This is a genomic window from Mycobacterium ahvazicum, from assembly GCF_900176255.2.
GTDB lineage: Bacteria > Actinomycetota > Actinomycetes > Mycobacteriales > Mycobacteriaceae > Mycobacterium > Mycobacterium ahvazicum.
Genome location: NZ_FXEG02000005.1, coordinates 520,004 through 542,098, shown reverse-complemented (window position 1 = coordinate 542,098; position 22,095 = coordinate 520,004). Strand labels below are relative to the sequence as shown.

The window sequence follows — 22,095 nt, the reverse complement described above, 5'->3', positions numbered from 1 at the left end:
TTCCAAGCAGATCCGAATGGAGGGTCAATAATGTCAACGTCGACAACCACCGCCTCGCTCTACCCGCCCGGAGGCTACGGCGCTCCCAAGGATCGGCGTGGCCACGCCGTGGGCAGCGATGTCGGGCTTCCCGAGGGGACCGTCGTCTTCTCGGCCGACAACCACATCTCGCTGGCCGACGACATCTTCTTCGACCGCTTCCCGGATGACCTGAAGGACAAGGCGCCGCGGATCTGGTACGAGGACGGTGCCTACCAAGTCGGGCGCAAAGGACAGTCGTTCCTGCCGGGAGACTTCAGCGCCGTCCTGATGCAGTACGACGACCTGCCCGGCGCCGCAAGCACCAACATCGAGGCACGGATCCAGGAGCTGCGCGAGGACGGCGTCGAGAAGGAACTGGCGTTCCCCAACGCGATCTTGGCGCTCTTCCACTACCCGGACAAGAAACTTCGTGAACTGGCCTTCCGCATCTACAACGAGTACATCGCCGAGTTGCAGGAGCGGTCCAACGGCCACTTCTACGGCGCGGGCCTGATCAACTGGTGGGAACCCGAAGGTGCCAAGCGCACGCTGGCCGAATTGAAGTCGTTGGGACTCAAGACGTTCCTGCTGCCGCTGAACCCGGGCAAGGACGATGACGGCAACGTGATCGACTACGGCAGCACCGCGATGAAGCCGGTCTGGGACGAGATCGAAGCGGCCGGCCTGCCGGTGACCCATCACATCGGCGAAACCCCGCCGAAAACCCCATGCCAGTTCAACAGCGTGGTGGTCGGCATGATGATCAACGTCGACGGCTTCCGCGAGCAGTTCGCCAAGTACCTCTTCACCGGAATTCTCGACGACCACCCCGGGCTGCGGATCGGCTGGTTCGAGGGCGGGATCGCCTGGGTGCCTTGGGCGTTGCAAGATGCCGAGCATCTGGTGGCGTCCTATCAGCACATGTTCAACCGGCCGCTCGAGCACGACGTGCGCTACTACTGGGACACCCACATGACCGCGTCGTTCATGGTCGACCCGCTGGGCTTGCGGCTGATCGACGAGATCGGGGTGGACAGGGTGATGTGGTCCAGCGACTACCCGCACAACGAAAGCACATACGGCTATTCCGAGAAGTCGCTGAAGTCTGTCGTCGAGGCCGTCGGCCCGGCGAACGCGAAGAAGATCGTCAGCGACAACATCACGAAGTTCCTGGGCCTGTAGTGACGACCTTCGCGCAACTGGGCACCAGCACCGGTAACGGACTGGTGATTCCCGAAACAGCCGATCTGGCCCGCCTGCGTCGCGAGACCGGGGCCCGGCTGCGGTCGGCGATGGCCGAACGCGGCGTGGACGCGATGATCCTGCTGGGCAACAATGCCGTCGTCTACGCCACCGGCGCCAGCTGGCCACTCGGCGACGCCGGCCTGTCCTACGTCGAGCGACCGGTGGCCGTCGTGGTCGCCGGCGACGAATGGCCGCATCTGTTCCTGCCCTTCCGCGAGGGAGCGTCGCACGAATCCGACCTGCCCGCCGATCACTTGCACGGGCCGGTCTACCTCGAATTCGAAGAAGGCGTCGCCGATTTCGCGAGGACGATTGCCGACCTGATTCCGCCCGGTGCGGTGATCGCGGTCGACGAGTGCACGGGCGCGATGTCTCGTGCCGCAAACCTATTGTTCCCCGGTGGTGCTCCCGTGGACGCAGCGGCGATCGTCAGCGCGGCCAAGTCGGTCAAGACCCCGGACGAATTGTCGTGCATGCGCACCGCGATACGGATCACCGACGAAGCCATGGTGGAAGTCCAGAAACGGCTGGCCCCCGGAATCCGTCAGATCGATTTGTCGGCAAGCTTTCTGCGGCGCGCGTTCGAGCTGGGGGCCACGGCCAGCATGCTGGAGCCGATCTGGCAGGTGATGCCGCCGAGCAAGGCCGAGGGCGTATGGACCACGCACGGAGACCTGGCGCTGCCACTGCTGAGCACCGAGCGCGAGCTGGTCGAAGGTGACGTGTTGTGGACCGACGTTAGCATCACCTACCAGGGTTACTGCTCCGACTTCGGACGCACCTGGCTCGTCGGCCGCGACCCATCGCCGCGCCAGCAGGCGCAGTTCGACAAATGGTTCGAAATCATGAGCGCGGTGCTGAGCGTCGCCAAGGCCGGCGCCACCGCCGCCGACCTGGGACGGGCCGCGATCAAGGCCAACGGTGGCACCAAACCGTGGCTGCCGCACTTCTATCTGGGCCACGGCATCGGCGTCAACGCCGCCGAAATGCCAATGATCGGAACGGATCTCGGCCAAGAGTTCGACGAGAATTTCGTGCTCAAGTCCGGGATGGTGCTGGTCCTGGAGCCCGTGGTGTGGGAAGACGGCACCGGCGGCTACCGCAGCGAGGAGGTCCTGGTGATTACCGAGGAAGGCTGGATTCGTTTGACCAACTACCCGTATGACCCTTATGGCAACTGAAGTCCTGCCCGACGAGCGCACGCTGCGATCGGGCCGTCGGCAGCGGGCGCTGGACCAAATGGCCGCCCATGATCTCGATGTCCTGGTCCTCGGGCGGCAGGCCAACGTTCGCTATGTAACGGGCGCGCCGCAACTCTGGGTCGCGGGCACGCGACCGTTCGGCCCGAGCTGCGTGCTGGTGCGCGAGACCGGTGCGGTGCACCTACTGAGCACGTGGGACGAGGGCATCCCCGAGGACATCCCGCACGAGAACCTCTACGGCATCTCGTGGAATCCGATGAACACGATGTCGGCGCTAGAGCGCATCCCGGGTGCGGCAACCGCTCGGCGGGTCGGAACCGACGCGCTTTCACCGGTTTTCGCGCAACTGTTGCCGACGGCGTTCCCCAATGCGCAACTGGTGGACGGCGAGCTGGCGATGCGGGCCGCGCGCCGGATCAAGACGGCCGAGGAGATTGCCGCGCTGCGGCACTCCGTCGCGGTCGTCGAGTCGGCTCTTGCGGCTGCGGTATCGGAGTTGCGGCCGGGGGTCAGCGAACAAGCTCTGGCCGGAGTCCTGCTGGAGGCCTCGGCGGCCGGCGGAGTGAGCACGCCCTCGAATCAAGATGTCGCATGGGTGACTTCGCGCACGCACCCGTGGCGCCGGGCCGACGGTGACGGCCGTATCCAGGACGGCGATCTGGTGGCATTCTCCGCCGGAGTGCTGGCCGGCGGCTATGTCGGCGAGGTCGGACGGACCTGGCCGGCTGATCGCAAGCATGCACCCAACGGCGCCGCCGCATTATACGCGCGCTGGGAAGGCCTGTGGGGCAGGCTGATTGCCGCCTGCCAGCCCGGTGCCGGAGCCGGCGAACTGCTGGCCGCTTACCGGGCTGCCGGGGAGCCGGAGCCGCCGATGCCGGTGGCCCGCGGCCTCGGCATGGGGTTCGACCCACCCGTCGTCTCCAAACACCTGCCCTCGACCGCGGCCGAGGAGCGGTTGGAGCCGGGGATGGTGCTCGCAGTGACCGGCTACGTCTGGGCCGAAGGAGTCGGCGCGGTATTCGGGCGGGAAGCGGTCCTGATCACCGCCGACGGTCCCGAAGTGCTTACCGCGAGCCCGTCCTGGCAGCCGTAGCCGTGCCTGAGCCCTCGGAGCCGGCGGCCGAAGAGATCGTCCGGTACCACAAAGACGCGACGACGCGGATCGCGACGATCACGTTCGACCGGCCGGACTATCTCAACGCGCCGACGATCGCCGCGCGGCTGCGCTACGCGGAGTTGTTGCACCAGGCCGGCATTGACGACGACGTCAAAGTCCTGGTGATTCGCGGAGCCGGCGACGATCTCGGCTCGGGCGCGGACCTGACCGAGGTGCTGCGGGTCCGCGATGCGGCCGACCAAGGCCCACGACTTGCCGAATACCGGATCAGCCCCGACGACGTCAGATATCCGCCGCAAGGGTCGTTTCGCAACGGCGCGACCCTGGGCCAGTGGTACGCCAACCCGAACTCCGGCATCCGCGGCCTGCAGGACTTCAAGAAAATCAGCATCCTCGAGGCCAAGGGCTACTGCTACGGCTGGCACTTCTACCAGGCGGCCGACGCCGATCTGGTCATTTCCAGCGACGACGCGTTGTTCGGGCATCCGTCGTTCCGGTACTACGGCTGGGGCCCCCGCATGTGGTGGTGGGCGCAGACGATGGGCATCCGCAAGTTCCAGGAAATGGTGTTCACCGGACGGGCTTTCACCGCGGATGAGATGTACGACTGCAACTTTCTCAACAGTGTGGTGCCCCGGGACGAACTCGAGGCAGAAGTCGCGAAGTACGCGCAGGCGTGCGCCCGCAATCGCCCCACCGACACCGTCTTCATGCAGAAGGTCTTCTTCGAAATCATGAAGCAGTTCCAGGGCGAGTACCTGGGCAGCATGCTCAGCGGCGTCTTCGAATCGATGGGCGGCAGCGTCCGTCCGGACAGTGGCGACGAGCTGACGATCGATGACGCCATCAAACAGGGGTTGGGCGAGGCGGTCAGAGACAACGACACCAAGTTCCCCGACGACTGGGCGCTGAGCAAGAAAGCCCGCAAGAAGGCACGTGCCGCAAAGGCCACCAAAGCGAAGAAAAAGAAATAGTGGCGCCCGTCGAACCGCCACTGACCGGGTATACCGTCGTCGATCTGTCCACCGGCATCGCCGGTGCCTATTGCACCAAACTGCTGGCCGACGGCGGTGCCGTCGTCGTCAAAGTCGAAGCACCAGAAGGGGACCCGCTGCGCGGGTGGTCGGCGTCCGGCGCTCCCGTTCCGCCCGACGGTGACGGCGCGTTGTTCGGTTTCCTGGCCGGTGCGAAACACAGCGTGGTCGCCGACGTCGCCCAGGACGCCGAACTGGTGAACCGGCTGCTGGCATCGGCGGACGCGGTGATCTGGTCGGCTGGTTCGAAAGTCGCTGAGCACCCGGAGTTTTCACCGCAGGCCCTGCATCGCCGCCATCCGCATCTCACCGTCACCGCGATCACACCGTTCGGGCTGGAAGGCCCTTGGCGAGACCGCGCCGCGACCGAGTTCACGCTGCAGGCGTGGTCGGGCGGGATCGTCGGGCTCGGACGTGGCGACCAGGAGCGGGCGCCCGTCTTCGTCGGCGGGCAGGCCGGCGAGTACCTGGCCGGCGTCTATGCGAGTGTGGCCACCCTGACGTCGCGATGGCGCCGGAACGACGGCGGTGCCGGCGAATTGCTCGACCTGTCGATGCTGGAAACCCAGGTCCTGTGTCTGACCTACTACCCGGTGACCTACTTCGAACTGCTTGGCCGACCGTGGCGGGACACGCGGCGGCCCACCATTCCGGGGGTGGCTCAGGCGAAGGACGGCCTGGTGGATCTCGGGTGTGGCACGGCGCAGCAGTGGTTCGACTTGTGCGCGATGGTGGGTCATCCGGAGTGGATCGACGAGGAGTCGCCGCTGTCGATCACCGAGCTGGCCAACGTCTACGCCGACGAGATCTTCGAATGGGTGGCCGCGACCCCGGTCGACGAAATCCGGGAACTGGCCTCGGCGTTCCGGATTCCCAACGCGCCGGTCGCCAACGGCGCGAATGTCACCTCGTTCGATCAATTCGTGGAGCGCGGTTCGTTCGTGCGCAATCCGGGCGGCTTCTGGCAGCCGGCTCACCCGTATCGGATGCGGCCCGCACAACTGCGCAGCCCGCAACCGGCGCCGCGGCTCGGGGAGCACACCGAGCACTACCGCGCCGCGAACCTGCCACCGCGGCCCGCGCCGACCGGAACGGCAAAGCCGTTGCCGTTCATTGGACTTCGGGTGCTGGACATGACGACGTTCTGGGCGGGTCCCTGCGGCACCCACTTTCTGGCCATGCTCGGTGCCGAAGTCATCCACGTCGAGTCCACCCGTCGTCCGGATGGCACCCGGCTGATCGCCGGCATACCGGTCACCGAGGAGCAGTGGTGGGAGAAGTCGCCGATCTTCGAGGCGCTGAACACCAACAAGAAGAGCCTGACGCTGGACCTGCAGAGCTCGCGGGGCCGGGAGCTGCTGCGGGATCTGATCGCTACCTGCGACGTGATCGTGGAAAACTTCACGCCTCGGGTGCTGGACCAGATCGGTCTGGATTTTGCTGCCGTTCAATCGATTCGGCCGGATGTGGTGATGGTGCGGATGCCCGGTTTCGGCCTCGACGGGCCGTGGCGCGACAACCCTGCCTTCGCGTACGTGATCGAAGCCGCATCCGGGGTCAGCTGGCTCACCGGCTACCCGGACCGCACGCCGTATGACCCGTATTCGATCGGCGATCCCAACGCCGGTGTGCACGCGCTCAACGCGATATTGCTGGCGCTCGAGCATCGCCGCCGCACCGGCGAGGGTGTGTTCGTGGAAGCGGCGATGGTCGATGCGGCGCTGAGCATTTCCGCCGAGCAGGTCATCGAGTACTCGGCGTACGGGGCGCTGCTGGAGCGCGACGGCAACCACGGTCCGGCGGCGGTGCCCCAGAATCTCTACCGCAGTGCCGACATCGACGAGTTCGGCCGGCTCGACAGCTGGGTCGCCGTTGCGGTGGCCACCGACGGGCAGTGGGAAAGTTTATCCCGGGCGCTCGGATCACCCTCCTGGGCAACCGATCCCGCGTTATCGACTGAGGCCGGCCGGCGGGCGCACCAGGATTGCGTCGACGAACACCTGGCCGCCTGGTGCGAGAACCGTACCCGCGACGACATTGTGGCAACGTTGTGGGACGCCGGTGTCCCGGTGGCCAAGGTCATGCAACCACATCGGCAGACCGAGCTGGAACAGCTGACATTTCGCGGTTTCTTCGAAGAAGCCGATCATCCGGTGAACGGTCGGGCGAGGCTGAGCACCGTGCCGATGAGATTTTCCGACGGGCCCCGGGTGTTTCACGCTCGTCCCGCACCCACACTCGGGCAGCACAACCATGAGGTGCTCGCTGAGTTGGGCTTGAACCCGACGGATATCGCGGACCTGGAAGCCGCCGGAGTCATCGGCGTAACGCCCGCAATGCGGTCGGGCTAGTGCTTCCAGCCTTCGGCGGCCTGGTCGTCGAAGGTGTGGTCGATGCGTTCGAACCGGCGCTTGACCGAGGCCCGAGCCGCCTCGTGCGGCAGGATGTACAACCGGTTCGCCAGAATCGCATCGGCGGTCAACCGCGCGACTTCGCCGACCGTCACGCCTTGATCCTGCGTCGGCGGCAGCGGCCCGAAGCTCTCCGTCAGATCAGGCGTCGAGGCGAGTCCATAGTCCGCGCCGCGAATGCGTTCGGAGTTGGAGACCAGCTTCGTTTCGATGACCATCGGGCACAGCACCGAAACGCCGATCCCGTTGTCCTTGACCTCGCGAGCCAGCGTTTCGGCCAGGCCGACAACGCCATACTTGGCGACACCGTACGCCCCGAGGCCGGCGTTGGGCACCAGCCCGGCGAAGGATGCGGTGAAGGCGATGTGACCGCCCTTGCCCTGCTCGATCAGCCTCGGAACGAACGCCTCGACGGCGTGGATCGAACCCCACAAATCGATGTCGATCACCCAGCGCCAGTCCTCGTGGGTCATGGCGGCGAGCGGGCCCGCGACGACGATGCCGGCATTACTGAAGACGATGTCGACCTGGCCGAGCAGTCGGAACGCCTCGTCCGCGAGGTGAACCATCTCCTCGACGTGCCGCACGTCGCACTCCACGCCGTGCGCGTCGGCGCCCTCGCTCTTGAGGTGTGCCACGGCATGTTCCAGCGTGGACTTGTCGACATCGGCCAGCACGATGCGGGCGCCGCGACGGGCGAACTCGGTAGCGGTGGCCAAGCCGATTCCGCTTGCACCGCCGGTGATCACTGCCCCGCGTCCCTCGAATCCGTCCATGGAATCCGAGGGTATTCCTGCCGCTCCGGCCGGCTGACCGCGGTCTCATCGAGGGTGTGAGGGACCCCCATATAGATAGGGCACTAACTATTAGGCTACGATGTAAACATGACCACGCTGACCACCCGCGAGATCGATCCGCTCGCCCTAGAACACCAGGTGTGCTTCGCGTTGGCGACCACAAATCGCGCGGTGCTGGCGGTGTACCGACCGCTATTGGAGCCGCTGGGTCTGACCCATCCGCAATATCTGGTGATGCTGGCGCTGTGGGATCATCGGAAGGCGGCGAACGAGTCCCCGCTGTCGGTCAAGCAGATCGCGACCGCCTTGCAGATGGAGTCGGCCACGCTGTCGCCGATGCTCAAACGGTTGGAGGGACTTGGCTTGATCACCCGCGCCAAGAACGTCGTCGACGAGCGCAGTACCGATGTCACGCTCACCGAGCGCGGAATCGCCCTGCGCGAGCGCGCACTTGAGATTCCGCCCGCCGTCGTCGAACGGCTGGGTGTCGAATTGACCGAACTCGAGAACCTGCACCAGGTCCTGACCCGAATCAACGCGGCCGCCGTGGCGGCGGGCGCATTGCAATCCTGAGGAGTCACCATGACCGCCACGAAACCCAATCTGTGGCAACGCATCGGCTATGCCTACGGCCGGCGCCTGCCGGATTCGATGCGCAGCTGGGTCGCCAACGATCTGGCCGGCCCGGGAGCCATCCGCCGGCACATGATCAGGTGGGCGATACCTCCCCTGCTCGTGCTCGCCCCCTTCTGGCTGCTGCCGGCCTCGCTCTATGTGCACACGGAGATGACCGTGCCCCTGTACGCGTGGGCGTTGGTGGTTAACTTTGCGCTGAACAAGGTTTGGCGCCGTCACCGGTTGGCGGTCCATGGTTTGGATCCGAACCTGGTCGACGTGATCAACCGTCAGAAACAGGCCCGGATGCATGAGGACTACGCCCGCCGTTACGGGCCGCGGCCAGCCGAGGCCGAATGGCAGGCCAACAGCAGCCCGTTCTAGCGGCTACTTGAGGCAGCTGCCACCGTCGACGGGCAGCGTGACGCCGGTGATGTACCGGGCCTCGTCGGATGCCAGGAACAGCACCGCGTTGGCGATGTCCTCGGGCTCGACCCAGCCGATCGGCAGGGTGTGCATCAGCTGGCCGACCACCTTCATGTCGTCGGGCCCCGGGTTCTCCAGATCGGGACGGAACAGCTTCATCGTGCCCTCGTTCATGAACAGCGGAGTGTTCACGTTGGTCGGGTGCACGGAGTTGACGCGGATGTTCTGCGCGCCGAGCTCGACGGCGAAGGTACGCATCAAGCCCACCACACCGTGCTTGGCGGCGACATAGTGCCCGGTGTGCGGATAGGCCTTGAGACCGCCGACCGAGCTGGTCAGGATGATCGAACCACCGTTGCCGCCCGCGAGGATATGCGGCACACCGGCTTTCACCGTCTTCCACACGCCGGCGAGGTTGATGTCGATCATCGCGGTCCAGTCGGCTTCGCTGGTCTTGTCCAGCGTCTGGCCACCGTTGCCGATGCCCGCGTTGGCGACGATGATGTCGAGCTTGCCGAGCTGCTCGACTCCGGTGTCCACGGCGGACTTCAGCGCGTCGTAATCCCGGACATCGACCTCGGCGGTGTAGATCCGCCGGTTCTGTGCCTTCACCAGGTCCGCGGTCTCGGCCAGATCCTCCGGCGTGGAGGCGGCGATCAGATCGACGGTATCGATCTTCTTGCAGATGTCCACCGCGATGATGTCGGCGCCCTCCTGGGCCAACCGCACCGCATGTGCACGGCCCTGGCCACGCGCCGCCCCGGTGACGAAAGCAACTTTGCCTTCAACACGTCCGGTCATCACTACCTCAATTCCTGACTTGATTTCTTTGACAGAATCCGCGGATCTTGGGCTCAAGTGCATTGACCTTGCGCGGAGTAAACATGCGGGACAACAACTTACGGCGAATGTCCTGGATCGGCGGATCCTCGAAAATGACCGTCCCCGGCGGGATTTCGATGTTGGCTTTGACCATATCCAGGATCGCGCCCCTGGCGGCGATCAGCCCCACGTCGTACGGGTCGAAGTAGACATCGCTGGTCGCGCTGACTGTCACGGGTAATCAATCGCCTCTCGCAGGAACCACGTACACCCGCTCCCAGGGGCGGGAGGGCGCCGCCACTGAACTCTGTCATCACCCGGGAACGGGTGTCAACGGCGAATCCGTTTCGGCTACTTGTAGTTCTAGATATTAGAGAACCTGATTCTCGCCAAGCAAATCAGGTGCGCTATTTGCTCAGGTCAGGCGATGGCCGACGCGTTTCGCGGCAGGTGTCAGGCGACGAATCCGGCAGAGCAGAAGTCCCAGACCTCGTCAGCGGTGATCGGATGAATCGTCGCATCGTCGGAGCCGCCGCTGGACTGAGCGATGAACATCACCGTCTGCATCGTCATCGCAGCAATGCGGCGAGGATTGAGCCCTTCGCGCAACTTGCCTGCGTCGCAAGCCGCTTCCATGAGCTCGGTCAGCAATGCCAGCAGCGGTGCATGGGCGATCTTGACCTCAGCGGGGTGTGTTACCAGCAACCGCGGGGCAAAGTCGGTGAACAGCGGGCGTTTGGCCGTGGGGTCCGGACGTGAGGCCTCGTACAACAGCTCCACGGCTACCTTGAGCCGCTCGAGCGGGTCGGAGTGGCTTTCGGTAGCGGCCCGGATCTGGTCGGCCGACCGGCTCAGCGCATCCTCGAACAACGCGAGCAACAGCTCGTGCTTGCCGTCAAACTGCAGGTAAAAGCTCCGCAGTGACTGGCGGGAGCGGTCCACGACCTCCTGGACGGTAAAGTCTGTGCTGCCCTTTTCGATGATGATGGCCTGCGCCGCGTCGAGGAAGCGCTGAACGCGCTGCGCCGCACGCAGTTTCGCCGTTTTGATTGATCGCTCGACGGCGCGCTGTTTCCAGGCCGGCTCTTCGCTTGGGTTGGTCACGGAAGGCTCGGACGATTGCCGCGAGGGGAGAACATGGTTGGACTCTACCGGAGAACGCCGTGACATCGCTGCGCTCGACCCCCTCTCGGACCATATGGCGGAGATTGTAACTTTCTTGACACGAGAATACTATTCTCCTAGACGTGTGTATAGAAGCGGAATCGCAAGAGTGAACCGCGCCATCGGCGGAAACCCGGATCTACCGATAATCCACGCGCTAGCGAATCTCAAGGGAGTGCTGTGCAGCTGACCTTTGACAGCGACGTCGAGGATTTCCGCGCGGAGTTCGCGGCCTTCCTGGACGCGAATCCGCTCGACGCGGCGCAGACGGGCGAACGGCCGCAATCGAGTTCGGACATTCCGCAGTGGGCCCGTCGCTGGCAGCGGTTGCTGTTCGACAACGGGTGGCTGGTACCCGGGAACCCCCCGGAGTTCGGCGGTCGGAATGCCACGCTGCTGCAGCAATACGTGTACCTCGAGGAGTTGTCGCGGCGGCGGATCTATCAAAGTTTCAATCCGCAGGGCGTGGGCATCATCGCGGCGTCATTGCTGTCGTTCGGGACGCCGGAACAAAAGCAGCGCTGGGCAGTGCCGATTCTGCGCGCGGAGATGACGGCATCGCTGGGAATGAGCGAGCCCGGCGCGGGCTCCGATCTCGCCTCGCTGAAGACGCGCGCGGTGCTTGACGGTGACCAGTTCGTCGTCAACGGGCAGAAGGTGTGGACGTCGGGTGCCCATCACGCCGACGTGCTGCTGACGTTCGTGCGCACCGACCCCGATGCGCCAAAACACAAGGGAATCAGCGCTTTACTGATTCCGACCGACACGCCCGGTGTGGTGCGTCGTCCGTTCGCCTCGGTGGCCGACATCGAAGACGTCGACTTCAACGAGGTCTTCTTCACCGACGTGCGAGTGCCGGCCGAGAACTTGGTCGGCGAGCTCAATGCGGGCTGGCGCGTCGCGACCGGTTCACTCGGCCACGAACGCGCCATGCTGTGGCTGGACTACGCCGACATGCTGCACGCGCTGACCGTCGAGTCCAGCCCTACCGGACCCGTGCAGCGGGATCGCTACGCCACGCTGGTGATGGACTTTTACGCGATGCGATTGCTGGGGTCGGCGACCTTGGCCAAAGCCGCGCGTGGCCACGAAGATGTGCCCGCGCAGTCGGTGCTCAAGCTGCTCGGTTCGGAGGCCATGCAACGCGCGTGCGAGGACGCCCTGAACGCCAAGGGGGGCGACGGGCTGGTGTTGCGCGGGGTCACCGCTGGATTCGCCCCACTCAACCTGGACAGCCATTACGGCAGCTGGTTTGACCGCTACACGCGCACCTTCGCCGCGACCATCGCCGGCGGCACGTCCGAAGTTCAGCGCAACATCATCGCCGAACGAGTCCTGGGACTGCCCCGGGGCTAGCAGTTAGTGGTGGCGGGGTTGTCCAGGCATCGCTGCAAACGGTCCGGATCCTGGGTGTCCAGCCACGAGTAGTAGCCGATGGCGATGAGCCCGGCGACGATCGCCACCGTGCCTAACACCATGCCGGCTACCGCGGCCCGGGGATTGGTGGCCTCACCGCGGCCCGCCCGCCGGCGGGCGATGTCGCCCGTGATCAGCGCCGCGATACCCAACGGCACCCCGATCAGCAACCAGCAGGTGGCGAGTGCCAACCCGCCCAGGACCACCGCGGCGACGCCGGCCTGATTTCGAGGTTCCACGTGATAGCGCATGTGCGCTAATACTAGGCAATGCGCGCCCGCGCGCGACTCGCAGGCGCTACAGCTGCACCAGCCGCGGCGCAGATCCCTTGGCCCGCAAGGCTACTCCGGCCTGTGAGGTCAGTTCCCGGGCGCTGCCGAGCAGGTTGTCCAGAATCAGCGACCGTTTGATGTGGTGGTGAAGCCGGTGTTCGGCCGTGAAACCGATCCCGCCGAGCACTTGCTGACAGTGGCGCGCCGCGGTCAGCGCGGCCTGACCGGCCGCCGCTTTGGCCAGCAAGCTGGTCAGGTCGTCGGGGTCGTCGGATGCGGCGGTGGCGGCGTGCAGGGTCGCCTCGGCGCCCTCGATCGCGACCAGTGTCTCGGCCAGCCGGGGCCGGGTCGCCTGAAACGAGCTGATGTGGCGGCCGAACTGCACTCGGTCCAGGGCGTGCTGGCGCGCTAGTGCGAGCATCGCGCGGCTGGTACCCACCAGCCACCAGCCCAGTGCTTGCCGGCCGGCGGCCAGCCCCGCTTGCGCAGCTGAATCACCTTCTGCGACAGGATGTATCGGCAAGTCGTTGTCGATAGCCGAACTTGGGATGTCGTCGCGCTTCCACACCACCCAGGAATCTCCGGCGAACGGGAGCGGGGTGAGGCCGCCGGGGGACCGTCCGGCCGCGCGCAGCACCACGTCGTTAAGCACGGGCGCGTGCGCGCCGGTCTCGCCGAGCAGGCGGAACACCAACGGTATTGCGATATCTGGGATTTCGTCCAACATGTCGTGCCAGCCGAGGTCCGTCAGCGCCGCATCGAGCATGGCGCCGGAAGACGAGCCCATCGCGGTGCGCACCGACTCGGCCAGTAACCGCAGTTCCTCGGAGTGGTCCATGATCACTCCTTTCCGAGGTCGAGGAGCCGGCGGGCGATGATGTTGCGCTGAATCTCGGCGGTCCCGCCGTAAATGGTCGAGGCACGCGAGTACAGGTACTCCGCGCGCCACGGCGTGTCGTCGAGCTCGAGGTCGCCGGGCAGCAGGTCGCGCACGGTGTCGTACAGCCGTTGTTCGGCGGAGGCCAGCAGCACCTTGTCGATGGAGGTGTCGGGGCCCAAGCGGGCGCCGTCGCGCAGCCGGTACTGGGTGGCACGCGAGCGGCACCGCAGCGTGTGCAGCGCGAGATAAGCTGCACCCAAATCATATTCGTCGTGGCCGCCGTGCTGGCTGCCGCCGGAGACCTCGGCGATGAGCGCATCGAAGCGCGAGTAGAGGTAGGCGATGCGCTGCCAGAAGCAGGTGGACCGCTCGAAGGGGAGCAGATCCATCGCGAGTTTCCAGCCGTCGCCCGGCTGGCCGAGCATCCGGCTCGACGGGATCACCACGTCGTCGTAGTACACCTCGCAGAACTCGTCGACGCCGTGCATGGTGCGCAGCGGGCGGATGGTGATCCCGGGGGTGTCGAGATCGACGAAGAATGCGGTGATGCCGTCATGGCCGGGCCCGGTGCGAGTCAGCAGAACGCAGCGGGTGGAGAACTGGGCGAAGCTGGTCCAGACCTTCTGCCCGTTGACGATCCAGTTGTCGCCGTCCGGAACAGCCCGAGTGGTCAGCGAGGCCAAGTCGCTGCCGGAACCGGGTTCGGAAAAGCCTTGGCACCATTGTTCTTCGCCGCGCAGCAGCCGCGGCACCATCGCCGCGGCCAGTTCGGGAGGGGCGTAGTCGATCATAGTGGGTGTCAACACCTCGAGCATCGAATACGGGCCGGGCTCGGCCAACCGCCGGCCCACCACCTCTTCGCCGACGATCGCGCGCAGCAGCGCCGGCCCGCCCAGCCCGCCGACCTCCTCCGCCCAGCCGTAGCGCATCCAGCCGGCGTCGTACAACGCCCGGCTGACGCGGCGGAACTGCAGCATGTGCCCCTGCAGCGAGTGGTCGGGTCCGGGCGTTAAGTCGTTCTCGTCGAGCCACTTACGCAGACCCGACCGGAACTCCTCGACATTCACGGCTCGGCTTTCAGGGCTGCGGACGGCCGATGGCGTGCGGACGTCCGGAGTCGTGCACACCGCTGCGGCGAATGAACGTCATGGCGCGGGTCTTGAGTCGCCAGCCTTCCGCGGTCCGCAGGTAGGTGTCGCGGTAATAGCCGATCCGCATGTCATGCGTCGAGCCGTCGATGAAGCACAACGGCTGGGTGCCACTCGCCGAGTCGCCGTCGAGATTCTCGACCAAGGCAGTTCCGGTGAGGAACAAGCCCTTTGGTGCGGCGGCCACCAGCTCGGGAAACCTGTCCAGCTGATAGGTGGAGCCGAACGCGCTGTAGGTCCCGTCCGGGGTGAAGACGCCGATCAGGCCGTCGATGTCTTCTTGGGTGATGGTGACGGCGTAGCGGGCGAGCAGCTGCTGAATCTCGACCAGATCGTCAGTTCTGGTTGGCTGTGTTGGCATAGACCTTGCCGCCTTTCATGACAAAGCTGACGCGTTGGGTAACGGTGATGTCTTCCAACGGGTTTCCCGGTACCGCGATGATATCCGCGAGCTGACCCGACGCCAGCCGGCCCCGGTCGGTCTTGTTGATCAGCTCTGCGGCGGTGGTGGTTGCGGCCCGCAGCACCGCCAGCGGCGGCATGCCCCATTCGACCAGCGTGACAAGTTCGTCGGCGTTTCGGCCGTGGGGAATCGCGGGCGCATCGGTGCCAACCGCGATCTTGACCCCGGCTTCATAGGCGGCCTTGATCGATGTCTCTGCCTTGGGGAACATCTCGGCGGCCTTGTCCTGCAATTCCTTCGGAGCGCGGGACACATCCATCGCCTGAGCGAGTCTGCGGGTGGTCACCAGGAACCGGTCGTTGTCGACCAGCATCTGAATCGCCTCGTCGTCCATCAGGAAGCCGTGTTCGATGCAGTCGATACCGCACGCGACCGCGTGCTTGACCGCCTCCGCGCCGTGCGTGTGTGCCGCGACGCGCAACCCGCGCCGGTGCGCCTCGTCGACGATCGCGCGCAGTTCTTCGTCCGAATAGTGTTGTGCGCCGGCCTCACCGGTCAACGACATGACACCGCCGGAGACACAAACCTTGATCAGCTGGGCACCGTGCTTGATCTGGTAGCGCACCGCCTTGCGGATCTCGTCGACGCCGTTGGCGATGCCCTCTTCGACCGTGAGCTGTAACGCACCCGGCATGAAGGCGGCGAACATCGTCGGGTCCAGGTGCCCGCCGGTGGGCGTGATCGCGTGTCCGGCCGGGACGATTCGGGGTCCGTCGATCCACCCCGCGTCGATGGCCTTACTCAGCGCGACGTCGAGCAGGTAGCCGCCGGTTTTCACGAACAGGCCCAGGTTGCGCACGGTGGTGAAACCCGCACGCAGGGTGCGCCGGGCGTTGCCGACCGCACGCAGCACTCGCGTCGGGGGATCGTCTTGCACCTGGGACAGCCCCGGCGTCTCACCGCGCCCGCCCATCAGGAGGTTGACCTCCATGTCCATCAGGCCGGGCAGCAGGATCTGATCGCCGAGATCGATTATCTCGCCTTCGGGTTCGCCACCGACGCCGACGATCCGGTCTTCCTCGATCTTCACGATGCCGGGCGAGACGATTTCGCCGGCGTCGACGTCAAGCAGTCCGGCGGCCTTGAGCGTCTGCACCGCTCAGATCACCGGTTCCCGAATGACTTCGACCCACGCGGCGCCGCTGTCGGGAACGCGCGGCTGCTTCCATGCCTCGATCGGGAAGGACACCATGACCAACGACTGCATGATGTGCATCAGGCTTTTCGCGTCGTCGGGCAGGTCGTTGAGCGGGAACTTGTCGCAGTACGCGATGGCGTCGTTGAGCTTCGGGAACGCGACGTCATAGAACGCCTGCATCTCGGGCATCGTCGAGGCCAGCCGCTTGGCGTAGCGCTCGGGCTCGGTGGCCAGATCCCACTCCAAAAACGGCTCCAGGGCAGCGAATTCAGACGGTAACGCCATTGCGCTGGTACTCCTTCACGTAGTCACCGGTGGTCTTGTGCAGGTGGCGGATCAGGACTTCCTGGTCGCACAGCAAGAACTCCTTGACGGCGCGGGTGCCGATCATGGTCTGGGTTGCCTCCAAGGTGTTGGCGTCCTGCAACGCATACTCCTTGAAGGTTACGGCGGCCAACTCCTGAGCCAGGCGCTCCCGCGCATTGCGCGGCGGAACGAAATACAGCGACGACTCGAAGATGTGCTTGTCCACCGCGGTAGGCCAGTAGTGGTAGGTCAGATACCAGCCAGGTTCCCAGATCAGCAGCATGAAGTTCGGGTAGAACAGCCACGAGTCGATGCCCCACTGCGGGACCCTCTTCACGTTGACGCCCGGCGGCAGCTCGAAATTCTGCATCAGCTCGGGCTTGTCCCACGGGCCGAACAAACCGCTGCGCAGCACCTGGTCCAGGGGCTTGACCATGCTCATGTCCGCCGGCGGCGCCTGACCACCCCAGGTCGACTGCAGGCTGTGCGGGCCGGCCACTTCGTAGTGCAGTGCCTCGTAGCCGTACTTCTGGATCTTGGCGGCCTCCTCCTTGGTGTACTGCCCCTGGTGCAGGATCGGCGCGTGGTAGAACTCGACGAACGCGTCGATGAACAGCTTCCAGTTGCTGCCGACCTCGGCCCGGTACGAGTACGTTTCGGTCATCTCGCTGAAGGGGTAGCCCTCGATGCTCTTGGCCAGCGGCCCGAGGTAGTCGGTGAGCGGCGCCGCGTTGTCGTCGAAGTTGATGAAGATGAAGCCTTCCCACACCTCGCAGCGAACCGGTGCCAGACCGTACTGACTCTTGTCGAGGTTGAAGAACTCGTCTTCTTGTTGGACGAAGGTCAGATCGCCGTCCAGGCTGTAGCGCCAGGCGTGGTACTTGCAGGTGAACTGCCGACAGGTGCCGGAGGTCTCCTCGTTGGGAAAGTCGTTCCACACCAACTTGTTTCCGCGGTGCCGGCAGACGTTGTGGTAGGCCTTGACCGTTCCGTCCTTGGTCTTGGTGATGATCACCGAGGTGCCCTTGCCGACCGACGGCAGTTCCCTGGTGAAGTAGCTGCCCGTCTTGGGCAGCCGCTCGACCCGGCCGACGTTGAGCCAGGTCTTTTTGAAGATCGCGTCGCGCTCGGCTTCGAAGAACGCCGGGTCGATCGAGTCGGTGTAGTCGACCGGCGCGGTCCCCAGCTCGGGGTAGTTTTCTGTCCAGCTGCCGGCGGCCGGCTTGGGGAAGTGGGCCACGTTATCAACCTCTCTTGTCTAGGTCTTGCCGCCGGATTCGGCGGCCTGTTCGAGCTCTACGCCAAAAGTGTTGAAAGCCATGGCCAGCAGGCCATAGCAGCCGACAGTGAAGACGAAATCCATGCGCTGCTGGTCGTTGAGGCGTTCACCGAGCGCCGCCCAGGTTTGGTCGGACAGCTGGGACTGTTCCTCGAGTTCGTCGACCGCGGTCAGCACCGTGCGGTCGAACTGATCTGTGGCCTCGCCCCGGCGGACGTCGTCGATCTGCTCGTCGGTGATGCCCTCCGCCTTGGCCATGCTGACGTGGTGCGACCACTCGTAGGCGCACTCGCGGCGATGGGCGACGCGCAGGATGGCCAGTTCGCGGATGCGGGCCGGCAGCGTCGATGTCATCAGCAGATGGACGTTGAATCGGAGGAACGCCTTGGCCAGGGGCGGGTGGTGGGCCAGCGTGGACAGTGCGTTATTGGTGTCCGCGCCCCGCATCGCCGAGAGTGCCTGCTGGGTAGCCTCGTCCCACTGATCCGCGGGCAGCGGCGACAAGCGCATCAACGGCTTCCTCTCGGTGAAAGAGAATCATATTCTCATTTACAACCAACAGACTTGCACGATTCGCTCGGTTGGTCAATGCCAACGGGTAGTGCACCGCAGCCGGCCGAGAACCTCGCCGCCGCACACCGGTATGTCGGGAGTGCCGGGCGACACCGCTGCGGGCGCAGCTGAACAAAGTTTTGGTTCATTCTTTGGAGTCAGGGCCGGTGCTGGCCTTTCTGTGATGGCGTAGTCGCACGTGAGAGGTCAATCGGGGCTCGAATGGGGTGTGCCGGAACAGGCCCTCGATTGCTCGTCCAGTCCTGTGGATGTTGATTCTCGCCTGGCGAGAAGCTAGTTTTCAGAGGTAGCGGGGCGAGACGACAGCCGATGCCCTTGGAGCAGACTGCACGTGGATCCGATGGAGAGGGAAGCTCATGAACAAAGAAGACATGATGCTGATCAGCGTCGACGACCACACCGTCGAACCGCCCGACATGTTCAAGAACCACCTGCCGAAGAAGTACCAGGACGACGCACCGCGGCTGGTGCACAACGATGATGGTTCGGACATGTGGAAGTTCCGCGACACGGTCATCCCCAACGTCGCGCTGAACGCCGTCGCCGGCCGGCCCAAGGAGGAGTACGGCATCGAGCCGACCGGGCTCGACGAGATCCGGCCCGGTTGTTACAACGTCGACGAGCGCGTCAAGGACATGAACGCCGGCGGCATCCTGGCCTCCATTTGCTTCCCGTCGTTCCCGGGTTTCGCCGGGCGGCTGTTCGCGACCGACGACCACGACTTCTCGATCGCGCTGGTGCAGGCCTACAACGACTGGCACATCGACGAGTGGTGCGGCGCCTACCCCGCGCGCTTCATCCCGATGGCGATCCCGGTGATCTGGGACGCCGAGGCGTGCGCCGCCGAGGTGCGAAGGGTGTCGAAGAAGGGCGTGCACGCGCTGACCTTCACCGAAAACCCCGCCGCGATGGGTTATCCCAGCTTCCACGACGAGTACTGGAACCCGCTGTGGAAAGCTCTGGTGGACACCGACACCGTGATGAACGTGCACATCGGTTCGTCGGGCCGGCTGGCCATCACGGCGCCGGACGCGCCGATGGACGTGATGATCACGCTGCAGCCGATGAACATCGTGCAGGCTGCCGCGGACCTGTTGTGGTCGCGGCCGATCAAGGAATACCCGGACCTCAAGGTCGCCCTCTCCGAGGGTGGGACCGGCTGGATTCCCTACTTCCTGGAGCGCGCGGACCGGACCTTCGAGATGCACTCCGCCTGGACGCACCAGGACTTCAAGGGCAAACTGCCCAGCGAGGTCTTCCGCGACCACTTCCTGACCTGCTTCATCAGCGACAAGGTCGGTGTGGCGCTGCGCAACATGATCGGCATCGACAACATCTGCTGGGAGGCTGACTACCCGCACAGCGACTCGATGTGGCCGGGTGCGCCCGAGGAGCTGTGGGATGTGTTGAGCCTCAACAATGTTCCCGACGACGAGATCAACAAGATGACCTACGAGAACGCGATGCGGTGGTACTCGTTCGACCCGTTCAGTCACATTTCGCGCGAGCAGGCCACCGTGGGCGCATTGCGCAAGGCGGCCCAGGGACACGACGTGTCGATCAAGGCGGCGGGCCACGCGAAGGACACCAGGGGCGGCTCGTCCTTCGCGGACTTCGCGGCCAACGCGAAAGCCCTTACCGGCAATAAGGATTGACGCTCCACCGGATCGCTGGTGCGCCGGTGCATGAACCGACTTGAAGGAGATCTGGCAGTGCCCGGCGGTGGAATGAATTTCGAGCTGACCGATGACCAGGAGCTGATCCGAAGGTCGGTCGCAGAGCTCGCTCGCAAGTTCGACGACCAGTACTGGATGGAAAAGGATCTCGCGCACGAGTTTCCGGCCGAGTTCTACCAGGCGATAGCCGACGGCGGCTGGCTGGGTATGACGATCCCGACCGAGTACGGCGGCCATGGACTCGGAATCACCGAGGCGACCATCCTGCTCGAGGAGGTAGCCAAGGCCGGCGGTGCGATGAACGCGGCCAGCGCGATCCACCTGTCCATCTTCGGCATGCAGCCCGTCGTCGTGCACGGTTCGGACGACCTCAAGGCGCGCACCCTGCCGTCGGTGGCGACGGGCGAGGTGCACGTCTGCTTCGGTGTGACCGAACCCGGTGCCGGACTTGATACCTCACGCATCACCACGTTCGCCAAGCGCGACGGAGACAAGTACGTCGTCAACGGCCGCAAGGTGTGGATCTCCAAGGCGGTGGAATCCTCCAAGATCCTGTTGCTGACCCGAACCCAGAGCTATGACGAGGTCACCAAGAAGACCGACGGGATGACGCTGTTCCTCACCGATCTCGATCGCAGCCGCGTCGACGTCCGCCCGATCCGCAAAATGGGCCGCAATGCCGTCAGCTCCAACGAATTGTTCATCGACAACCTAGAGGTGCCAGTCGAGGACCGAGTTGGTGAGGAGGGCAAGGGATTTCAGTACATCCTCGATGGCCTGAATCCCGAGCGGATGCTGATCGCGGCGGAGGCACTCGGCATCGGCCGGGTGGCGCTGGAAAAAGCGGTGAAGTACGGCAGCGAGCGTGAGGTCTTCGGCCGGCCGATCGGCATGAACCAGGGCCTGCAATTCCCGCTCGCGGATTCGCTGGCCCGTCTCGACGCCGCCGAACTGATGCTGCGCAAGGCCACCTGGCTGTACGACAACGGCAAACCCTGTGGGCGCGAAGCGAATACCGCAAAGTACCTCTGTGCCGATGCGGGCTTCGCCGCCGCCGACCGGGCGTTGCAAACCCACGGCGGCATGGGTTACGCCGAGGAATACCACATCACCCGCTACTTCCGTGAGTCCCGGCTGATGAAGATCGCTCCGGTCAGCCAGGAGATGATCCTGAACTTCTTGGGCGCCAATGTGCTGAAACTGCCGAGGAGTTATTGATGGCAGGTGCTGCCGGTGGACGGCGGCATGGTGACCTGACGTACGTTCGACCTCGATGACCACGACCGACGAAGCCGTGCTGCTGTCCGCGGACGACGATGGGGTGCGCACGCTGACTCTCAACCGTCCGCGCCGCAAGAATGCCATCAGCCCCGAGCTGTGGATCGCATTGCGCGACGCGCTGCTCGAGGCGGGCCGTGACCCCAGCGTGCGTGCGCTGGTGATCACCGGTGCGGGCGGAGCGTTTTGCTCCGGCGCCGACATCGGTATTCCCGACGACATCCACCCGAAGTACAAGCTGCAACGGCTCACCGACGTCGCGCTGGCGCTGCACGAGTTGCCAAAGCCGACGGTGGCCAAGGTGACGGGCGTCGCGGTCGGCGCCGGATGGAACCTGGCGCTGGGCTGCGATCTGGTGGTCGCAACTCCCGATTCGACGTTCTCGCAGATCTTTTCGAAACGGGGTTTGTCAATCGACCTCGGCGGCTCCTGGCTGCTGCCGAAACTCGCTGGCCTGCAACAGGCTAAGCGGCTGGCACTGCTGGCCGACACCATCGACGCCGCGGAAGCCTTCGCGCTGAACCTAGTCACCTGGGTCGTGTCGGCTGAAGAGATCGACACTTTCGTTCAGGATTTGGCCGGGCGGCTGGCGGCTGGTCCGCCGATTGCATTGGCCCAGACCAAAGCCCTGCTGAACGAGGGCGCCGACCGCACCCTGCGCGACGCGCTGGCCAACGAAGCACGCGCGCAGATCGGCAACTTCGCGACCGCGGATGCGGCCGCGGCCTATGCCGCCTTCAGCGAGCGACGGGAACCGTCGTTTACTGGCCGGTGGGCGTTATCGAAATCGGACCAGGAATCGGAGTAGA

At 65.0% G+C, this 22,095-nt stretch carries 22 protein-coding genes and 1 pseudogene; 11 read left to right on the top strand and 12 right to left on the bottom strand.

The window, feature by feature from the left end; all coding sequences use genetic code 11:
* Positions 1 to 30: 30 nt before the first annotated feature.
* From MAAFP003_RS23655 to MAAFP003_RS23635, 5 genes are read left to right on the top strand one after another with little or no spacing between them, the layout of a single operon-like run.
* Positions 31 to 1,203, top strand: coding sequence for an amidohydrolase family protein (locus MAAFP003_RS23655; protein WP_096290100.1), 1,173 nt, complete (start codon positions 31 to 33; stop codon positions 1,201 to 1,203).
* The gene (locus MAAFP003_RS23650; RefSeq protein WP_096290099.1) at positions 1,203 to 2,447 is read left to right on the top strand and encodes a M24 family metallopeptidase; all 1,245 of its coding nucleotides are present in this window, start codon (positions 1,203 to 1,205) and stop codon (positions 2,445 to 2,447) included. Before MAAFP003_RS23655 ends, MAAFP003_RS23650 begins: the two co-directional genes overlap by 1 nt.
* Positions 2,437 to 3,564, top strand: a complete 1,128-nt coding sequence (locus MAAFP003_RS23645) for a M24 family metallopeptidase (RefSeq protein WP_096290098.1) — start codon at positions 2,437 to 2,439, stop codon at positions 3,562 to 3,564. Before MAAFP003_RS23650 ends, MAAFP003_RS23645 begins: the two co-directional genes overlap by 11 nt.
* 2 nt (positions 3,565 to 3,566) lie before the next feature.
* Positions 3,567 to 4,562, top strand: a complete 996-nt coding sequence (locus MAAFP003_RS23640) for an enoyl-CoA hydratase/isomerase family protein (RefSeq protein WP_096290097.1) — start codon at positions 3,567 to 3,569, stop codon at positions 4,560 to 4,562.
* Positions 4,559 to 6,973 carry a CaiB/BaiF CoA transferase family protein gene (locus MAAFP003_RS23635; protein ID WP_096290096.1) on the top strand — a complete coding sequence of 805 codons (2,415 nt, stop codon included), beginning with the start codon at positions 4,559 to 4,561 and terminating at the stop codon, positions 6,971 to 6,973. The genes MAAFP003_RS23640 and MAAFP003_RS23635 overlap by 4 nt, the downstream gene beginning before the upstream one ends.
* Here the strand turns inward: MAAFP003_RS23635 and MAAFP003_RS23630 are convergent.
* Positions 6,970 to 7,809 (bottom strand): SDR family NAD(P)-dependent oxidoreductase, encoded by an 840-nt coding sequence (locus tag MAAFP003_RS23630; RefSeq protein ID WP_096290095.1) that lies wholly within the window; start codon positions 7,807 to 7,809, stop codon positions 6,970 to 6,972. The two genes, MAAFP003_RS23635 and MAAFP003_RS23630, sit on opposite strands and share 4 nt — an antisense overlap.
* A 108-nt stretch (positions 7,810 to 7,917) precedes the next feature.
* On the opposite strand from MAAFP003_RS23630, the gene MAAFP003_RS23625 reads away from it, so the two are divergent.
* Entirely contained in the window at positions 7,918 to 8,403 is a 486-nt protein-coding gene (locus MAAFP003_RS23625) for a MarR family winged helix-turn-helix transcriptional regulator (RefSeq protein WP_096290094.1), read from the top strand.
* A 9-nt stretch (positions 8,404 to 8,412) separates the two neighbouring features.
* The gene (locus MAAFP003_RS23620; RefSeq protein WP_096290093.1) at positions 8,413 to 8,829 is read left to right on the top strand and encodes a DUF5313 domain-containing protein; all 417 of its coding nucleotides are present in this window, start codon (positions 8,413 to 8,415) and stop codon (positions 8,827 to 8,829) included.
* 3 nt (positions 8,830 to 8,832) lie between these two features.
* On the opposite strand, the gene MAAFP003_RS23615 is transcribed toward MAAFP003_RS23620, so the two are convergent.
* The 3 genes and pseudogenes from MAAFP003_RS23615 to MAAFP003_RS23605 form a co-directional block, all read right to left on the bottom strand.
* The gene (locus tag MAAFP003_RS23615; protein WP_096290092.1) at positions 8,833 to 9,672 is read right to left on the bottom strand and encodes a mycofactocin-coupled SDR family oxidoreductase; all 840 of its coding nucleotides are present in this window, start codon (positions 9,670 to 9,672) and stop codon (positions 8,833 to 8,835) included.
* A 31-nt stretch (positions 9,673 to 9,703) separates the two neighbouring features.
* Positions 9,704 to 9,928 (bottom strand): annotated as a pseudogene (locus MAAFP003_RS23610) (cytochrome P450); the annotation flags it as partial.
* A 218-nt stretch (positions 9,929 to 10,146) separates the two neighbouring features.
* Positions 10,147 to 10,797: a TetR/AcrR family transcriptional regulator gene (locus MAAFP003_RS23605; protein WP_096290091.1), complete on the bottom strand. Its 651-nt coding sequence runs from the start codon at positions 10,795 to 10,797 to the stop codon at positions 10,147 to 10,149.
* A 240-nt stretch (positions 10,798 to 11,037) separates the two neighbouring features.
* On the opposite strand from MAAFP003_RS23605, the gene MAAFP003_RS23600 reads away from it, so the two are divergent.
* A complete protein-coding gene (locus tag MAAFP003_RS23600; RefSeq protein WP_096290090.1) occupies positions 11,038 to 12,213 on the top strand; it encodes an acyl-CoA dehydrogenase family protein in 1,176 nt (391 codons plus the stop codon).
* Here MAAFP003_RS23600 and MAAFP003_RS23595 read toward each other — a convergent pair.
* Genes MAAFP003_RS23595 through MAAFP003_RS23560 form a run of 8 tightly spaced genes read right to left on the bottom strand, consistent with a single transcriptional unit; the run spans position 12,210 to position 18,269 of the window.
* The gene (locus MAAFP003_RS23595; protein WP_096290089.1) at positions 12,210 to 12,524 is read right to left on the bottom strand and encodes a DUF4190 domain-containing protein; all 315 of its coding nucleotides are present in this window, start codon (positions 12,522 to 12,524) and stop codon (positions 12,210 to 12,212) included. The two genes, MAAFP003_RS23600 and MAAFP003_RS23595, sit on opposite strands and share 4 nt — an antisense overlap.
* Before the next feature lie 46 nt (positions 12,525 to 12,570).
* Positions 12,571 to 13,383: an acyl-CoA dehydrogenase family protein gene (locus MAAFP003_RS23590; protein ID WP_096290088.1), complete on the bottom strand. Its 813-nt coding sequence runs from the start codon at positions 13,381 to 13,383 to the stop codon at positions 12,571 to 12,573.
* 2 nt (positions 13,384 to 13,385) lie between these two features.
* Positions 13,386 to 14,492 carry an acyl-CoA dehydrogenase family protein gene (locus MAAFP003_RS23585; protein WP_096290087.1) on the bottom strand — a complete coding sequence of 369 codons (1,107 nt, stop codon included), beginning with the start codon at positions 14,490 to 14,492 and terminating at the stop codon, positions 13,386 to 13,388.
* A gap of 10 nt (positions 14,493 to 14,502) precedes the next feature.
* Positions 14,503 to 14,934 carry a nuclear transport factor 2 family protein gene (locus tag MAAFP003_RS23580; RefSeq protein ID WP_096290086.1) on the bottom strand — a complete coding sequence of 144 codons (432 nt, stop codon included), beginning with the start codon at positions 14,932 to 14,934 and terminating at the stop codon, positions 14,503 to 14,505.
* Positions 14,909 to 16,132 (bottom strand): metal-dependent hydrolase family protein, encoded by a 1,224-nt coding sequence (locus MAAFP003_RS23575; protein WP_096290085.1) that lies wholly within the window; start codon positions 16,130 to 16,132, stop codon positions 14,909 to 14,911. Before MAAFP003_RS23575 ends, MAAFP003_RS23580 begins: the two co-directional genes overlap by 26 nt.
* Positions 16,133 to 16,135: 3 nt before the next feature.
* Entirely contained in the window at positions 16,136 to 16,459 is a 324-nt protein-coding gene (locus tag MAAFP003_RS23570; RefSeq protein WP_096290084.1) for a hypothetical protein, read from the bottom strand.
* A complete protein-coding gene (locus MAAFP003_RS23565) occupies positions 16,443 to 17,720 on the bottom strand; it encodes an aromatic ring-hydroxylating oxygenase subunit alpha (RefSeq protein ID WP_096290083.1) in 1,278 nt (425 codons plus the stop codon). Before MAAFP003_RS23565 ends, MAAFP003_RS23570 begins: the two co-directional genes overlap by 17 nt.
* A gap of 18 nt (positions 17,721 to 17,738) precedes the next feature.
* Complete coding sequence (locus MAAFP003_RS23560) at positions 17,739 to 18,269, bottom strand: carboxymuconolactone decarboxylase family protein (RefSeq protein ID WP_096290082.1); 531 nt, start codon at positions 18,267 to 18,269, stop codon at positions 17,739 to 17,741.
* A gap of 419 nt (positions 18,270 to 18,688) precedes the next feature.
* On the opposite strand from MAAFP003_RS23560, the gene MAAFP003_RS23555 reads away from it, so the two are divergent.
* From MAAFP003_RS23555 to MAAFP003_RS23545, 3 genes are all read left to right on the top strand, one after another.
* Entirely contained in the window at positions 18,689 to 19,987 is a 1,299-nt protein-coding gene (locus MAAFP003_RS23555) for an amidohydrolase family protein (protein WP_096290081.1), read from the top strand.
* Between the two features lie 72 nt (positions 19,988 to 20,059).
* Positions 20,060 to 21,226 (top strand): acyl-CoA dehydrogenase family protein, encoded by a 1,167-nt coding sequence (locus tag MAAFP003_RS23550; RefSeq protein ID WP_096291364.1) that lies wholly within the window; start codon positions 20,060 to 20,062, stop codon positions 21,224 to 21,226.
* A gap of 55 nt (positions 21,227 to 21,281) precedes the next feature.
* Positions 21,282 to 22,094 (top strand): enoyl-CoA hydratase/isomerase family protein, encoded by an 813-nt coding sequence (locus MAAFP003_RS23545; RefSeq protein WP_096290080.1) that lies wholly within the window; start codon positions 21,282 to 21,284, stop codon positions 22,092 to 22,094.
* Position 22,095 lies beyond the last annotated feature (1 nt).

Excerpts from the sequence above, each read along its gene's own strand:
- MAAFP003_RS23655 (WP_096290100.1), top strand. The coding sequence starts at position 31 with ATGTCAACGTCGACAACCACCGCCTCGCTCTACCCGCCCGGAGGCTAC.
- MAAFP003_RS23645 (WP_096290098.1), top strand. The coding sequence starts at position 2,437 with ATGGCAACTGAAGTCCTGCCCGACGAGCGCACGCTGCGATCGGGCCGT.
- MAAFP003_RS23630 (WP_096290095.1), bottom strand. The coding sequence starts at position 7,809 with ATGGACGGATTCGAGGGACGCGGGGCAGTGATCACCGGCGGTGCAAGC.
- MAAFP003_RS23625 (WP_096290094.1), top strand. The coding sequence starts at position 7,918 with ATGACCACGCTGACCACCCGCGAGATCGATCCGCTCGCCCTAGAACAC.
- MAAFP003_RS23620 (WP_096290093.1), top strand. The coding sequence starts at position 8,413 with ATGACCGCCACGAAACCCAATCTGTGGCAACGCATCGGCTATGCCTAC.
- MAAFP003_RS23615 (WP_096290092.1), bottom strand. The coding sequence starts at position 9,672 with ATGACCGGACGTGTTGAAGGCAAAGTTGCTTTCGTCACCGGGGCGGCG.
- MAAFP003_RS23595 (WP_096290089.1), bottom strand. The coding sequence starts at position 12,524 with ATGCGCTATCACGTGGAACCTCGAAATCAGGCCGGCGTCGCCGCGGTG.
- MAAFP003_RS23590 (WP_096290088.1), bottom strand. The coding sequence starts at position 13,383 with ATGGACCACTCCGAGGAACTGCGGTTACTGGCCGAGTCGGTGCGCACC.
- MAAFP003_RS23580 (WP_096290086.1), bottom strand. The coding sequence starts at position 14,934 with ATGCCAACACAGCCAACCAGAACTGACGATCTGGTCGAGATTCAGCAG.
- MAAFP003_RS23570 (WP_096290084.1), bottom strand. The coding sequence starts at position 16,459 with ATGGCGTTACCGTCTGAATTCGCTGCCCTGGAGCCGTTTTTGGAGTGG.
- MAAFP003_RS23560 (WP_096290082.1), bottom strand. The coding sequence starts at position 18,269 with ATGCGCTTGTCGCCGCTGCCCGCGGATCAGTGGGACGAGGCTACCCAG.
- MAAFP003_RS23555 (WP_096290081.1), top strand. The coding sequence starts at position 18,689 with ATGAACAAAGAAGACATGATGCTGATCAGCGTCGACGACCACACCGTC.
- MAAFP003_RS23550 (WP_096291364.1), top strand. The coding sequence starts at position 20,060 with ATGAATTTCGAGCTGACCGATGACCAGGAGCTGATCCGAAGGTCGGTC.
- MAAFP003_RS23545 (WP_096290080.1), top strand. The coding sequence starts at position 21,282 with ATGACCACGACCGACGAAGCCGTGCTGCTGTCCGCGGACGACGATGGG.